Annotated in this window: 14 protein-coding genes; 9 read left to right on the forward strand and 5 right to left on the reverse strand. The window is 66.6% G+C overall.

Translation table 11 applies throughout. The annotated features are described in order from the left end of the window. Positions 1 to 42 precede the first annotated feature (42 nt). The 4 genes from LIG30_RS10665 (at position 43) to LIG30_RS10680 (ending at position 4,399) form a co-directional block, all read left to right on the forward strand. A complete protein-coding gene (locus LIG30_RS10665) occupies positions 43 to 1,017 on the forward strand; it encodes an ABC transporter permease (protein WP_038712008.1) in 975 nt (324 codons plus the stop codon). A 43-nt stretch (positions 1,018 to 1,060) separates the two neighbouring features. Then, positions 1,061 to 1,975 carry an ABC transporter ATP-binding protein gene (locus tag LIG30_RS10670; protein WP_038711942.1) on the forward strand — a complete coding sequence of 305 codons (915 nt, stop codon included), beginning with the start codon at positions 1,061 to 1,063 and terminating at the stop codon, positions 1,973 to 1,975. 234 nt (positions 1,976 to 2,209) lie between these two features. After that, complete coding sequence (locus LIG30_RS10675) at positions 2,210 to 3,796, forward strand: methyl-accepting chemotaxis protein (protein ID WP_038711944.1); 1,587 nt, start codon at positions 2,210 to 2,212, stop codon at positions 3,794 to 3,796. Between the two features lie 207 nt (positions 3,797 to 4,003). Beyond that, on the forward strand, positions 4,004 to 4,399 hold the full coding sequence (locus tag LIG30_RS10680) for an acyl-CoA thioesterase (RefSeq protein ID WP_038711945.1): 396 nt from the start codon (positions 4,004 to 4,006) through the stop codon (positions 4,397 to 4,399). 140 nt (positions 4,400 to 4,539) lie between these two features. Here the strand turns inward: LIG30_RS10680 and LIG30_RS10685 are convergent, their stop codons facing one another. Genes LIG30_RS10685 through LIG30_RS10695 form a run of 3 tightly spaced genes read right to left on the reverse strand, consistent with a single transcriptional unit; the run spans position 4,540 to position 6,101 of the window. Beyond that, positions 4,540 to 4,761 (reverse strand): hypothetical protein, encoded by a 222-nt coding sequence (locus tag LIG30_RS10685; protein ID WP_038711946.1) that lies wholly within the window; start codon positions 4,759 to 4,761, stop codon positions 4,540 to 4,542. A gap of 54 nt (positions 4,762 to 4,815) precedes the next feature. Next, complete coding sequence (locus tag LIG30_RS10690) at positions 4,816 to 5,631, reverse strand: fused MFS/spermidine synthase (protein ID WP_051994959.1); 816 nt, start codon at positions 5,629 to 5,631, stop codon at positions 4,816 to 4,818. 5 nt (positions 5,632 to 5,636) lie between these two features. Continuing rightward, on the reverse strand, positions 5,637 to 6,101 hold the full coding sequence (locus LIG30_RS10695; protein WP_051994965.1) for a hypothetical protein: 465 nt from the start codon (positions 6,099 to 6,101) through the stop codon (positions 5,637 to 5,639). Between the two features lie 286 nt (positions 6,102 to 6,387). Between LIG30_RS10695 and LIG30_RS10700 the strand changes: the two genes are divergently transcribed. Further along, positions 6,388 to 7,224, forward strand: a complete 837-nt coding sequence (locus LIG30_RS10700) for a fused MFS/spermidine synthase (RefSeq protein ID WP_152986062.1) — start codon at positions 6,388 to 6,390, stop codon at positions 7,222 to 7,224. 9 nt (positions 7,225 to 7,233) lie between these two features. On the opposite strand, the gene LIG30_RS10705 is transcribed toward LIG30_RS10700, so the two are convergent. Both LIG30_RS10705 and LIG30_RS10710 read right to left on the reverse strand, forming a co-directional pair. Continuing rightward, complete coding sequence (locus LIG30_RS10705; RefSeq protein ID WP_038711948.1) at positions 7,234 to 7,434, reverse strand: ribbon-helix-helix protein, CopG family; 201 nt, start codon at positions 7,432 to 7,434, stop codon at positions 7,234 to 7,236. Positions 7,435 to 7,574: 140 nt separating this feature from the next. Beyond that, positions 7,575 to 8,357 (reverse strand): YoaK family protein, encoded by a 783-nt coding sequence (locus LIG30_RS10710; RefSeq protein ID WP_038711950.1) that lies wholly within the window; start codon positions 8,355 to 8,357, stop codon positions 7,575 to 7,577. Between the two features lie 219 nt (positions 8,358 to 8,576). Between LIG30_RS10710 and hyfB the strand changes: the two genes are divergently transcribed. From hyfB to LIG30_RS10730, 4 genes are read left to right on the forward strand one after another with little or no spacing between them, the layout of a single operon-like run. Next, entirely contained in the window at positions 8,577 to 10,583 is a 2,007-nt protein-coding gene (gene hyfB / locus LIG30_RS10715; protein WP_038711952.1) for a hydrogenase 4 subunit B, read from the forward strand. After that, positions 10,577 to 11,527 (forward strand): respiratory chain complex I subunit 1 family protein, encoded by a 951-nt coding sequence (locus LIG30_RS10720; protein ID WP_038711954.1) that lies wholly within the window; start codon positions 10,577 to 10,579, stop codon positions 11,525 to 11,527. The genes hyfB and LIG30_RS10720 overlap by 7 nt, the downstream gene beginning before the upstream one ends. Continuing rightward, positions 11,528 to 12,187 (forward strand): formate hydrogenlyase, encoded by a 660-nt coding sequence (locus LIG30_RS10725; protein ID WP_038711955.1) that lies wholly within the window; start codon positions 11,528 to 11,530, stop codon positions 12,185 to 12,187. It begins immediately after the preceding gene. After that, positions 12,180 to 13,646: a hydrogenase 4 subunit F gene (locus LIG30_RS10730; protein ID WP_038711957.1), complete on the forward strand. Its 1,467-nt coding sequence runs from the start codon at positions 12,180 to 12,182 to the stop codon at positions 13,644 to 13,646. The genes LIG30_RS10725 and LIG30_RS10730 overlap by 8 nt, the downstream gene beginning before the upstream one ends. The last annotated feature ends 2 nt before the right edge of the window (positions 13,647 to 13,648 follow it).

Genomic DNA, 13,648 nt, shown 5'->3' on the forward strand with positions numbered 1-13,648 from the left:
CGGATTCGCGCGGCACGCCTGCAACACGACACGGAGATTCACATGTCAACGACCCGCAATACGACTGAATGGCTCGCGGTTCGCCGCGAGCTGTCGACACGCGGAAAATGGATGCTCGGCATCGCGTCCTTCCTGCTGCCGCTCGCCGTCTGGTGCCTGCTCAGCTACGCGCCGTTCGTCTGGCACCCGCAGGTGCGCATCACGAACCCGGGCAGCGTCGATTACTTCCAGACCGGCATGCAGGTCGACAAGGAGGTGTTCGCCGACGAGCTCGCGCATGCACGCGACACGCATGCAGCCGTGCCGGAGGGCATGCCGGCGAACCCCGTCTATCTGCCTGCGCCGCACCAGGTGCTGCGCGCGTTCTATACGGCGTTCACGACGCCGCCCGCATCGCGCGATGGCGTCTGGCTTCATCAGAGCCTCTGGCACAGCATCCGGATCATCTTCTGGGGGTTCGTGATCTCGTCCGCGATCGGCGTGCCGATCGGCATCGTCTGCGGCACCTTCAGCGCGATCGCGCGGCTGCAGGAACCGTTCTTCGAGTTCTTCCGCTATTTGCCGGCGCCTGCGTTCGGCGCGCTGATGGTCGCGATTCTCGGCATCTACGACGCGCCGAAGATCGCCATCATCGTCATCGGGACGCTGTTCCAGCAAGTGCTGATCGTCGCGAACACGACGCGCAAGCTCGAATACGGGCTGTTCGAGGCCGCGATGACGCTCGGCACGAAAAAGCTGCAGCTGATCTCGCATGTCGTGATCCCCGGCGTCCTGCCGGATCTCTACCGCGACCAGCGGATCCTGCTCGGATGGGCGTGGACCTACCTGATCGTCGCCGAACTGGTCGGCACGAGTTCCGGCATTACCTGGTACATCAGCCAGCAGGCGCGCTACCAGCATTTCGACAACGTCTATGCGGCGATCCTGATGATCGGGATCATCGGCCTCGGCACCGACATCGTGCTCGGGCTGCTCGGCCGCAAGCTGTTTCCGTGGGACCGCACGCTGAAAGCGTGATGGCCTTTGACTTTCGAGCCGAACGATTTCCGAAGGGGCAATCATGCAGAATCCGCAAGCCATTCCCGACTACCTGATCCAGTCCGACGCGGTGCGCGCGCGTTTCGCGCGCCTGAAGACGCGCGACGTCATCCTCGAGGTGCGCCATCTCGGCAAGCGATTCAAGTCGCCGCAGGGCGAATGCGTCGCGCTGAACGACATCAGTTTCAAGACACACCGGCGCGAGTTCGTGTGCGTGATCGGCCCGTCGGGCTGCGGCAAGTCGACGCTGATCCGCATTCTCGCGGGGCTGGAATCGCAGTCGAGCGGCGACGTGCTGCTCGACGGCAAGCCCGTGCAGGGGCCGGGCGCCGACCGCGGGATGGTATTCCAGGGCTACACGCTGTTTCCGTGGCTGACCGTGAAAAAGAACGTGATGTTCGGCCTCAGGATGAACGGCAGCAGCAGCGGCGAGGCCGAGCGCGAAGCGATGCAGTGGCTCGATCTCGTCGGGCTGACGCGGTTCGCGAACGTGTACCCGCATCAGCTGTCGGGCGGGATGAAGCAGCGCGTCGCGATCGCGCGCGCACTCGCGAACCGGCCGCGCATCCTGCTGATGGACGAGCCGTTCGGTGCGCTCGACGCACAGACGCGCGCGAAGATGCAGGCGCATCTGCTCGACATCTGGCGGAACATCGACATCACGATCCTGTTCATCACGCACGACCTCGACGAAGCGATCTTCCTGGCGGACCGCATTCTCGTGCTGAAGGCGAATCCGGGCGAAGTGCAGGAATTGATCGAGGTGCCGGTGCCGCGGCCGCGCGACTATGCGCAAGTCAATTCGCCCGAGTTCGTCGCGACCAAGGCACGGCTCGAGGCGCTCATTCATCCGAAGGAGGCCGCCGAAGCGCCGGACGAGGATGGGGGGCGGCCGCACATGATCCGGATGACGGATGTGACGGACAACGTCGAGTGAGCGCCGGAATGGCGTATCCACGGGGCGACCGGCCTGGGCGGGCGCCTCGTGGATTGCCGGCGGGTTTCGCAGTCGCTCCACCGGGGGGATCGCGTCAGGCGAGACAGTGTGCATGTTCCTTGCGCCATCGCAAGATTTCCGCCTCAAGAAACGCGGGAGATGCGTCGTCAAGTAGTTGTTCCCTGGCAAGTAGCCTGCGGAAATCCGACACTTTCTCCATCCGCTTACCCTGTCATGAAACTCTTCGCGAAATTCAGCCTGACAAGCCGACTGTATGCCGTATCGGCCGCATTGATTGTTGTCCTGTCGGCAGTCGCCGCCGTTTCCTGGATCCAGTTGACCGGCGCGCAGCGGATCGCCGCCAACGCGGGCAATGTGCGCATGCAGCAGCTGGAGCGCATCGCGAGCACGGAACTGAGCATGACGCAGGTATTGCTGGACTTGCGCCACGCAATGCTGGTGTCGTCGGCTGCGGACGTCCAGGCCGCGGCGCAGGACATCGACGCGAAACGCCAGCAGATCCACCGTAACGACGACGCATTCCTGAACGAGATTACCGACGCCGCCGGAAAGGAGGCGTTCCATAACGTCTGGCTCAAGATGCAGGCCGATGCGTGGCCGGTCGCGGAAGCCAATCTCCGGCTGATTCGGGAAGGGCACCGCGACGAAGCGTTCCAGATGTTGACGGCCCAGACCATCCCGACCTTCGCGCGGATTCAGAAATGGCTGGGCGAGGAGCGCGCCAGGCAGGGGGATCAACTGGGTGGCCAGGTCGTCGACATCGAGCACGCCGTGCAGTCGACCCGTGTGCTGCTGGTGAGCCTCGTGGCGGCCATCGCAATCGGTCTGGTGGCGTTTTCGTGGTACATCGGGAAAAGTCTTCGCAGCCGCGTCGCGGAATCCCGGGAGGTGGCCGAACGCGTCCGCGACGGCAATTTCACGGTGGCGGTGGTGGATTCCTCCGCCGACGAGATCTCTCCGCTGCTGGGCGCGCTGGGCGCGATGCAGGGTTCGCTGACCGACGTGGTGCGCTCGGTCCGCGGCAACGCGGAAAGCGTGGCCACCGCCAGCGCGGAAATCGCGGCCGGGAACACGGATTTGTCGTCGCGCACCGAGGAGCAGGCGGCTTCGCTCGAACAAACGGCGGCGAGCATGGCGCAACTGACCGAGACGGTGCGGCACAACGCGGACAACGCCCGCCAGGCGAACGCACTGGCACTCAATGCCACGGGCCTGGCGGAAACGGGCAACGCATCCGTGCAGTCGATGGTCGGCACGATCGAGCAGATCAGCAGCAGCTCCAGCAAGATTTCCGACATCACCGGGGTGATCGAAGGCATCGCGTTCCAGACCAACATCCTTGCGTTGAATGCCGCCGTGGAGGCCGCGCGTGCCGGCGACCACGGGCGCGGATTCGCCGTCGTCGCGAGCGAGGTGCGGAGTCTCGCGCAGCGCTCGGCATCGTCGGCCCGCGAGATCAAGGACCTCATCGGTTCGTCCGTCGCGATGATTCAGGACGGTGCGCGGCAGGCGTCCGCGGTGGGCTCCACGATGGGCGAAGTCCAGGATGCGATCAAGCGGGTGGCGGACATCGTCGGTGAAATCACCGCGGCGTCCGACGAACAGAGCCACAGCATCGAGCAGGTGAGCCAGGCGGTGAAGCAGATGGACGAAGTGACCCAGCAGAACGCCGCGCTGGTCGAGCAGGCCGCCGCCGCGGCGCAGTCCCTGCAGGAACAGGCAGGCAAGCTCCGGGGGGCGGTGTCGGTGTTCAAGCTGACGGATGCGACGATCGGAGGCGCTTCGCTGGCGGCCGGTTGAAGCAGCAGGATGCCGGTGGCGAACGGCGGCCTGGCCGAGTGTGCCGGCCCGCCGCGCCGGCATGGGCAGGCGCGCCGACCGCGTCGCGATGGGCGGCGCGCATGCGGATCGGGGGCGTCGCTGCGCGCTTTAGCCGCGCTGTTGCTGGCACGGAATTTTGAAACACTGCATAATTAGGGAAAACCCTGATTCATTGGAGTGTATCAAATGCAGTTCTGCACCAAAAAGTGGGTCAAGCCCGAAGATCTGAACGCGCACGAAACGTTGTTTGGCGGTCGTCTGCTGTCGTGGATCGACGAAGAGGCCGCCATTTACATGATCGATCTCGTCGGGCACCGGCGCGTGGTGACGAAGTATATGTCGGAGATCAACTTCGTGAGTTCGGCGCGCAAGGGCGACGTGATCGAGCTGGTCTTCATTCCGAGCGCGTTCGGCAAGACCTCGGTCACGCTGCAGTGCCATGTCCGCAACACCGTGACCGGGAAGAGCATCCTGACGGTCGATCGCATGGTGTTCGTCAGCCTCGACGAGAACGGCAATCCGCAGCCGCACGGCAAGACGCACGAGAGCCTCGCCGAGGAAGCGGACGCGGTTGCCGCGTGACGCGATGATCGCCGCGCATCATCCGGGCACGCATGCGCGGCGTCGGCGGATGTCCGGTTCCGGGTCTTTCCGCATCGAAGGCGATGCGGCGTCGAGCATGGCCGGGCCGCGCGCACACGCCGCGCCGCGGCGACGGGATCTCACTTGAGGCTTTGCACGAACGCTTTTCCGGCGGCGGTGATCGACACGCCGCTGCGCCCGTTCGCCGCGTATGCGACGAATCCCGCGCTGATGAGTTCCCGGGTGACCGACCAGCCGAGTGCGGGCGTTTCCCGCCCGTAACGGATTTCGGCCAGGCGCTCCAGCGCCCAGATCGCCGAACGCGAAAGCGTGCCGGCGTTTGACGTGTTGTCGCTGTTCATGCGTTCTCCCTGAAAAATGGCGCTTCGTGCGAAGCGACCCGGACCGTTGCGGGTTCAGCCGGCGGACGGCCGTCCGAATCGCTCCCAGTCGTAACTCGCGCCGATCTCGAGACGCATCGCCGTACCGAGGATATCGACGCCGTACTGGTCGGCGAGCCGATGGGCGTGCTCGATCGAGGTCTCGAGCGACGGCAGCGTCGCGTCACCGTTCCACGCGAAGGCGATGATGTTGTTCGCGCTGTCTTCCGCCGGCGCCAGCGCGACGGACGTCGCACCGAACGCGCGGCGCAGCCCGGACAGATAGTGGCCGAGATGCGGGTCGTCGCACAGGAAATTGATCGCGAGCACGCCGCCGTGGCTCAACCGGCGCCGGCAGTCCGCGTAAAAGGTGTCGCTGCCGAGCGCCTGCGGGAAGCCGGCCGCGTCGAATCCGTCCAGCAGGATCGCGTCGAACTGCGCGTCCGTGACGGACACGAAACGGGCGCCGTCGTCGCACAGCACCGTCAGCCGGCCGTCGTCCGGCGGGATGTGGAACCGCTCGCGCAACGCGATGACTTCCGGGCTGATTTCCACCGCGGTGATGCGTGCGTCGGGCAGGCGCCGATAGCAATATTTCACGAGCGATCCGCCGCCCAGGCCGATCATCCCGATGTGGGACGGCTTCGCATGGAACAGCAGGAAGCCCATCATCGTGCGGGTGTAGCCGAGCGTCAGCGCGTCGGGGTCTGCGCGCAGCATGCAGCTCTGCATGCCGCGATGGTCGAAGCACAGCGACACGAGATCCGCGGTCTCGATCACGATCGGCTTGTCGGCGAGCGCCGCGGGCTGTGGCACGCGGGTGCCCAGATACCGGTAGGTCATGGGGCGCATGCGGATCAGTTCCCGGCCGGCGCCGCGTCGTTCGCGCCGACATGGATGCGCGACAGGTACGCGTGCAGCCCGTCTTCCCACGCTTCATTCCGCAGGTCGATGTCGGCGGCGTCGAGCAGCGCCATGTCGTGCGCGAGGTGCGCGACCGCGAGCGAGCGGACCGGCGGTCCGCTTCGGAACAAGCATCCGTCCGCGTCCAGCAGCAAGCAAGGGCGACGCTGCAGGCGCGCACTGGAGGCCGAGATCGGGTCCAGCACGTGGCGCGCCGATTCCCTCGGGTACGCGAATACCAGGTGAACGCCTTGCGACGCCAGCCGTTCGCTGTCTTCCCGAAACCGGTAGAGCATCTGGAATCCTCTTTCGCCACCGCGTCCTACGCCGACCACGACGAGCCCGCGGCTCCCCGCGACGTCACGCAGTGACATCGGCACGCGATCGGGGGACAGCAGCGTCACGCCGTGGTCAAACATGTCGAAATCCTCGTCGAGCCCCACTCATCGCTGCCGCGCGATCGCACGAACGTGAAGGCGGGCCTGGATTATAATGAGAAGGTAAAAATATGTGTATTTCATTATCATAGCATGTGCGTCCTTCAGGCAGCCTGCCGTCTCGGTCGAGCCGGGGGCGCCTGCGGCCGTCAGGTTGCGGCCGGGCAGTCGTCATCGTCATCGAGGCGGCGAACGGGAGAGGCTGCGCGCGCATGCGTCGCGGCGCCTGCATGTCGGCGCGGCGCGCGTCATCGGAGGGAGCGGTAACGTGGATGGCGATCGATCGTCCTTCAATGCATTCATGGAATTCCTGTCGACGCCGTTGAGCGACGCGCAGCCGTTCGTGCTGGAGACGAAGCAGGCGTTGTCGCTGCATTTCGATCACCTGTCGACGCAGAGCTTCATGTCGCTCGACGAGCCGGACAGGCTCGTGCTCGGCTATACGCGCGCGATGATGGGCTTTCTGCTGCTTCAGCCGCGTCCGCGGCACATCTGCATGGTCGGGCTGGGCGGCGGGTCGATGGCGAAGTATTGCCATGCGCGCCTGCCCGGGACGGCGGTCACCGCGGTCGAGATCAACCCCGAGGTGATTGCGCTGCGCGACGTGTTCCGGATTCCCGTGGACGACGCGCGCTTCGAGGTGGTTCAGGCGGACGGCGCCGAACACATGCGGGTGGCGGCGGCCCGCTCGGATGTGATCCTGCTCGACGCGTTCGTCGCGCAGGGCATGCCGGCCCAGTGCGCGAGCGCCGCGTTCTTTGCCGCGTGCCGGGAGCGGCTGGCGGATGCGGGCGTGCTCGTCGTCAATCTGGCCGATTGCGATCCGGCATTGCCGGAGCACGTCGAGCGGCTGCGATCGGCGTTCGGGACGTCATACGCACTGTTCGCGGTGCGCGACAGCGGAAACTATGTCGCGTTTGCGTGGAAGGGGGCGCATCGGCTGCCGGCCGGCCAGGCGCTGCTCGAACGTGCGCGCGCGCTCGGCGACGCGCATCCGCTCGAGCTGGCTTCGACGGCTCGCAGCCTGAAGCGCGGCGAGCGCTTCGACCCGGCCCGCTTCGTCCGGCACGCGAACGCGCCGCTGCGCTGGAGAATCGCCGCGTGACGTACCCGGTCAGTCGGCCGGGTTGCGCCGCACGCGATTGCCGAGCGTGCTCTTCGTCTTGTAGGTGACGCCGTGCTGCGCGAGATACTCGCGGATCAGTTGGCGCACGACTTGCGACGGTGTGAGATCCTGCGCGGCGCAAAGCATTTCGAACGCTTCCTTCTTGGCAGGGTCGATCAGGACGGTCAGGCGCGCAGTCTTCGTTTCCATCGCGGAGAGGGGCAGGGCAAATATGATAATTTGATTATAATGCATCCGCCCCCGATCGGCGCTCCCGCGCGCAGGCCGCTGCGATTGCGGCGCCGTGGCGGGACGTTTCGATCGTTGGCGGCCGCTGCAGGCCCGTTCCGTTACTCGCGCGAACGGGCTTCGATGCGGCGGGGGCGAAACAGCCAGTCCAGCATGTCGTCGGCGAGCGGAACGATCGCCAGCGCGATCAGCACGGCGGCGAGCGGGATGGTCGCCGCGTAGCCGACGTGCTTGAAGCCGATCGCGCCCGCCACGCCCCCCGTCAGGAACGATCCGAGCATGGTGCCGAGCACCTTCAGCTTCGCGCGATTGGCGAGCACCGCGGGCGCGTCGGCGCCGGTCCTCGACGAATTCCAGTAGAAAAGTTTGCCCAGTTCGATGCCGATGTCCGTCACGATGCCCGTCATGTGGGTCGTGCGGATTTCGGCGCCCGACAGTTTCGTGACGGTCGCGTTCTGCAGGCCCATGATGAAGCACAGCAGGATCACGGTCACCGGCATGAAGAACGCTTCCCACATCGCGAGATGGCTGCCGAGCAGCCCGAACAGCAGCAGAAGCGCCGCCTCGAGCAGCAGCGGCAGCATGTACTGGCTATGAAGGTTGCGCCGGCGGCCCCAGTTGACGAGCACCGCCGAGCATCCCGCCCCGATCAGGAACGACGCAAGCGAGCCGATGCCGGCGAGCGCGAGCGGAATATCGCCGAGCGCCGCCTGATCCGCGATGCTCGACACGACGCCGCTCATGTGCGACGTGTATTGCCTGACCGCCAGAAAGCCGCCCGCATTGGTCGCGCCCGCGACGAACGCGAGAGAGAACCCCAGGTGGCGGTTTGCGTTGGCATTGCGGTCTTTTCCCGCCAAGCTCCGGAAGTAGTGCGCAGGCATCGGAAGTCGTTCGCTCGAGTGCCCGGTCCGGCGCCGCGAACGCGGTGTCGCGCCGCCGGACTGAGCTGGATCATGTTACTGACATGATAATGTGATTATCATGCGTTGTTAACCGCCATGCGCTTTCGATGCAATAATGGCGCCGTTGGCCGCCGCGAACGGCTTGTCGCGCGCGTGGCGTGCCGTCAACAACCTTTGAGGGTACGGGAGACGCGTCGGATGGCGCCTGCGCCTGTCGTCCAACTTGTCCTGTGGGTCGTCGCGGCCTGGCTCGCGATCGGCGTGCTGGGCCTCTGTGCGCAACGCCGCACGCGGCTGGTCGCGCATGGCCTGTTCCCGCTCGGCGCGCTGGCCGGGCTGCTGCTGGGCGGGCTCGGGCTGGCCGGCATCGCGGGCGAGCCGTCGTCGCAGACCCTGCCGCTCGGTCTGCCGGGCCTGCCGTTCCATCTCAGGGTCGACGCGCTGTCGGGGTATTTCCTGTTCGTGCTCGGCGCCGTCAGCGCGGGCGTCGGCGCGTTTTCCGCCGGCTACTTCCGCAAGGGCGAAGGCGCCTCGCCGGGCCTGATCTGCTTCGAATACCATGCGTGCGTCGCGAGCATGGCGCTCCTGCTCGTCGCGGACGACGCTTACGTGTTCATGATGGCGTGGGAAACGCTGACGCTGTCCGCGACCTTCCTCGTGATGACCAATCACCGGATCGGCGAGATTCGCCGCGCGGCCTACCTGTATTTCCTGATCTCGCACGTCGGCGCGCTGGCGTTGCTGCTGTGCTTTGGCCTGCTGCAGGCAAAGACGGGCGACTACACGTTCGCCGGCATGCGCGCGCAACAGCTCGGCGCGTTCTGGGCGTCGATCGCGTTCCTGCTCGCGCTGTTCGGATTCGGCGCGAAGGCCGGCGTGTTTCCGCTGCACGTGTGGCTGCCGGACGCGCACCCGGCCGCGCCTTCGCCGGTGTCGGCGCTGATGAGTGGCTTCGTGCTGAAAGTCGGCCTGTACGGGATGTTGCGCACGATCTTCGACCTGCTGCACGTCCAGATCGCGTGGTGGGGCGTGCTGGTGCTCGTGCTGGGCATCGTCACCGCGCTGCTCGGCGTCGTGTTCAGCGCGATCCAGACCGACATGAAGCGACTGCTCGCGTATTCGTCGATCGACAATATCGGCCTGATGTGCGTCAGCCTCGGGCTCGCGGTCCTGTTTCGCGCGTACGGCATGCCGCGCCTGTCCGCGCTGGCGATGACCGCGCTGCTCTACCAGATCGTGTCGCACGCGATGTTCAAGAGCCTGCTGTTCCTCGGTACCGGCGCGGTGCTCCATGCGACGGGCGAACGCAATCTCGGCAAGCTCGGCGGGCTGATCCGCTTCATGCCGTGGACGAGCTGGGCGGTGCTCGCCGGCGTGGCGGCCAGCGCGGGCCTGCCGCCGCTGAGCGGCTTCGTCGCGGAATGGCTGCTGTTGCAGAGTTTCCTGTTTACCCCCGGATTGCCCGACCCGGTGCTCAACATGACGGTGCCGATCCTGGCCGCGCTGATCGCGCTGACGGCCGCGCTCGGCGGCTACACGATGGTCAAGTTCTTCGGCATCGTGTTCCTCGGCCAGCCGCGCGAGGCGAAGCTCGACCGCGCCCGCGACGCGAATGCGTGGGAGCGGCTCGCATTCTGCGCGTTCGCGGCGGCCAGCGTGATGCTCGGCCTGATCCCCGCCCAGTTCGTCAAGCTGCTCGACGGCGTGACCCGCTCGCTCGTCGGCGCGGGGCTCGGCGCCGAGCATCACGGCTGGCTGCTGTTCGTGCCGGTCTCGTCCGCGCGCGCGAGCTACATGCCCGCGGCGTTCATGCTGTTCTTCCTCGCGTTCTGCGGGCTCGCGTGGCTGCTGGTGCGGCGCTTCTATCACGGCCGGCTCAGGCGCGCGGCGCCGTGGGGCTGCGGCTTCCCGTTCCCGACCGCGCGCATGCAGGACACGGCGGAAGGGTTCGGGCAGCCGATCCGCGAGATCTTCACGCCGTTCTTCCGGGTCGAACGCGAACTGCCGTCGCCGTTCGATCCGCAACCGGCCTACCGGGTGTCGGTCACGGATCGCACCTGGCCGGCCCTCTATGCGCGCATCGCGAGGCTGACGCAACGCGTGTCCGAATTCGCCGGGCGGCTGCAGACGGGGCGGATCGCCGTCTACCTGACCTACAGCTTCCTGGTCCTGATCGCACTCCTGTTGCTGGTGAGACGATGGTGACGATGTCCGGCGTGCTGTCGCAGACCCTCGAAATCCTGGTGGCGCTCGCCGCCGCGCCGCTGCTCACGGGCTGGGTCGACCAGTGCCGCGCATGGCTGCAGAACCGGCGCGCGCCGGGCATCTGGCAGCCGTACCGGATGCTGCACAAGCTGTTCAACAAGGAATCGGTCGTCGCCGAATCCGCCAGCCCGATCTTCCGCGGCGCGCCGTACGTCGTCTGGGCGGCGATGACGCTCGCCTGCGCGATCGTCCCGACGCTGTCCACCGAATTGCCGCTGTCGCCGGCCGCCGACGCGATCGCGCTCGTCGGCCTGTTCGCGCTCGCGCGCGTCGCGCAGTCGCTGGCGGCGATGGACGCCGGCACCGCATTCGGCACGCTCGGCGCGCGGCGCGAGATGCTGATCGGCTTTCTCGCGGAGCCCGCGCTGTTGATGGTGCTGTTTTCCGCGTCGCTGATCACGCAGTCCACGCTGCTGACCCGCATCGTGGCGACCCTGAGCCGCGGCGAGCTGACGATCTATCCGAGTCTCGCGTTCGCGGGCATCGCGTTCACGCTGGTGTCGCTCGCCGAGAACGCGCGGCTGCCGGTCGACAATCCGGCCACCCATCTCGAACTCACGATGATCCACGAGGCGTTGATCCTCGAGTATTCCGGGCGCCACCTCGCGCTGATGGAGTGGGCCGCGAGCCTCAAGCTGTTCGCGTATTCGTGCATCGGTCTCGCGCTGTTCATGCCGTGGGGCATTGCCGAAGCCGGCAATCCGCTCGCGCTGCTGCTGGCGGTGCCGGCATTGTTCGCGAAGCTGGCGGCGGGCGGCGCGGTGCTCGCCGTCGTCGAGACCGCCAACGCGAAAATGCGCCTGTTCCGGGTGCCCGAGTTCCTCGCGACCGCGTTCCTGCTCGCGGTGATCGGCATGCTCGTCCATTTCCTGCTGGGGGCGTGAATGCACCACTACGCGACCCAATTGATCAATCTGCTCGCGGCGGTGCTGCTGCTGCTGTCGTTCGCGATGCTGAGCCAGCGCCGCATCCTGTCGCTGATCCATCTGTATACGCTGCAGGGCGTCGCGCTCGTGTCGGCGAACCTGATCCTCGGCTTCGTGACGCGCGACGCGCACCTGTACGTGTCCGCGGTGCTGACCCTCGTGCTGAAGGTCGGCCTGATTCCGTGGATCCTGTACCGCCTCGTGCGGCGGCTCGACGTCAGGACCGACGTCGAGCCGCTCATCAACATCCCGACGACGCTGCTGATCGGCATCGTGCTGGTGATCGTCGCGTTCAACGTCGCGACGCCGATCAGCCAGCTCGCCACCTCGGTGGCGCGCGGCACGCTCGGCATCGCGCTCGCGTGCGTGCTGCTGTCGTTCCTGTCGATGATCACCCGCGCGAAGGCGATTCCGCAGGTGATCGGTTTCCTGTCGATGGAGAACGGGCTGTTCTTCGCGGCGGCGGCCGCCACCAACGGCATGCCGATGATCGTCGAGCTGGGCATCGGCCTCGACGTGCTGGTCGGCATCCTGATTCTCGGCGTATTCCTGTTCCAGATCCGCGAACAGTTCGACAGCCTCGACATCCATCACCTCGAGAAGCTCAAAGATGAATGACACGCCGGTCGTGCTGGCAGTGCTCGGCATTCCGCTGGTCGCGGGCGCGAGCCTCGCGTGCGTGCGGCCCGGGCCGCTCGCGCGCAACCTGAACGCCGGCTTCAGCCTGCTGACGTTCGCCGCGACGGTATGGCTCGCGGCACGCACGGTCGAGCACGGGCCGTCGTTCGCGATGGGGCGCGCGCTGTTCGTCGATCCGTTCAACGTGTATCTGGTCGCGCTGACGGCGTTCGTCGGCTGGACGACGTCGCTGTTCTCGCGCCCGTACATGCGGATCGAGGAGGATCGCGGCCGGATGACGCCCGCCCGCATGCGGCTCTACCACGCGATGTACCAGCTGTTCATGTTCGCGATGCTGCTCGCGCTGCTCACCAACAACATGGGCGTGCTGTGGGTCGCGATGGAGGCGGCGACGCTCGCGACCGTGCTGCTCGTGAGCGTCTACCGGACCGCCGCGAGCCTCGAGGCGGCGTGGAAGTATTTCATCCTGTGCGGCGTCGGGATCGCGCAGGCGCTGTTCGGCACGATCCTGCTCTATCTGGCCGCGAGCCGGCAGCTCCCCGACGGCGATGCGCTGATGTGGACGAGCCTCGATGCCGTCAGGACGCATCTCGATCCGACCATCGTGTCGATCGCGTTCGTGTTCCTGCTGGTCGGCTACGGCACCAAGGTCGGGCTCGTGCCGATGCACAACTGGCTGCCCGACGCGCACGCCGAAGGGCCGACGCCGATTTCGGCGGTGCTGTCGGGGTTGCTGCTCAATGTCGCCCTGTACGCGGTGCTGCGCTGCAAGGTGCTCGCGGACGGCGCGCTCGGCAACGGCCTGCCGGGGCGCCTGCTGATCGGCTTCGGGCTGGTGTCGGTGCTGGTCGCGACGTTCTCGCTGTTCCGGCAGAAGGACGTCAAGCGGCTGTTCTCGTACTCGTCGATCGAACACATGGGCCTGATGACGTTCGCGTTCGGGCTCGGCGGCCCGGTCGCCACGTTCGCCGGGCTGCTGCACATGACGGTCCATTCGCTCGTCAAGTCGGCGATCTTCTTCGCGGTCGGCCACGCCGTGCAGAAGGCCGGCACCCAGGCGATCGACGGCATCCGCGGGATGGTGCAGGCCAGCCCGACGGTCGGCTGGGGCATGATGCTCGGCACCCTCGCGATTCTCGGGCTGCCGCCGTTCGGGGTGTTCGCCAGCGAATTCCTGATCCTGACGACGGCGATCAATACGCTGCCGTGGACCGCGCCCGTGTTGCTGCTGGCGCTCGCGGTCGCCTGCGCGGCGATCTTCTCGCGCGTGCAGCGGATGGTGTTCGGCGACGCCGCCACCACCGCCACGCCGCTCGCGCACCGGCCGGCGCTGTTTCCGGTGTTCGTGCATCTGGGGCTCGGCCTGATGCTCGGTCTTTACGTGCCGCCGTATCTCGAGATGTGGTACCGGCAGGCCGCAACGATGATGGCGGGGTAGAC

Origin of the sequence: Burkholderia sp. lig30, from assembly GCF_000687455.2 — a bacterium.
Lineage (GTDB): Bacteria > Pseudomonadota > Gammaproteobacteria > Burkholderiales > Burkholderiaceae > Burkholderia.

Excerpts from the sequence above, each read along its gene's own strand:
- hyfB (WP_038711952.1), top strand. The coding sequence starts at position 8,577 with ATGGCGCCTGCGCCTGTCGTCCAACTTGTCCTGTGGGTCGTCGCGGCC.
- LIG30_RS10695 (WP_051994965.1), bottom strand. The coding sequence starts at position 6,101 with ATGTTTGACCACGGCGTGACGCTGCTGTCCCCCGATCGCGTGCCGATG.
- LIG30_RS10730 (WP_038711957.1), top strand. The coding sequence starts at position 12,180 with ATGAATGACACGCCGGTCGTGCTGGCAGTGCTCGGCATTCCGCTGGTC.
- LIG30_RS10690 (WP_051994959.1), bottom strand. The coding sequence starts at position 5,631 with ATGCGCCCCATGACCTACCGGTATCTGGGCACCCGCGTGCCACAGCCC.
- LIG30_RS10685 (WP_038711946.1), bottom strand. The coding sequence starts at position 4,761 with ATGAACAGCGACAACACGTCAAACGCCGGCACGCTTTCGCGTTCGGCG.
- LIG30_RS10675 (WP_038711944.1), top strand. The coding sequence starts at position 2,210 with ATGAAACTCTTCGCGAAATTCAGCCTGACAAGCCGACTGTATGCCGTA.
- LIG30_RS10680 (WP_038711945.1), top strand. The coding sequence starts at position 4,004 with ATGCAGTTCTGCACCAAAAAGTGGGTCAAGCCCGAAGATCTGAACGCG.
- LIG30_RS10705 (WP_038711948.1), bottom strand. The coding sequence starts at position 7,434 with ATGGAAACGAAGACTGCGCGCCTGACCGTCCTGATCGACCCTGCCAAG.
- LIG30_RS10725 (WP_038711955.1), top strand. The coding sequence starts at position 11,528 with ATGCACCACTACGCGACCCAATTGATCAATCTGCTCGCGGCGGTGCTG.
- LIG30_RS10670 (WP_038711942.1), top strand. The coding sequence starts at position 1,061 with ATGCAGAATCCGCAAGCCATTCCCGACTACCTGATCCAGTCCGACGCG.
- LIG30_RS10720 (WP_038711954.1), top strand. The coding sequence starts at position 10,577 with ATGGTGACGATGTCCGGCGTGCTGTCGCAGACCCTCGAAATCCTGGTG.
- LIG30_RS10665 (WP_038712008.1), top strand. The coding sequence starts at position 43 with ATGTCAACGACCCGCAATACGACTGAATGGCTCGCGGTTCGCCGCGAG.
- LIG30_RS10710 (WP_038711950.1), bottom strand. The coding sequence starts at position 8,357 with ATGCCTGCGCACTACTTCCGGAGCTTGGCGGGAAAAGACCGCAATGCC.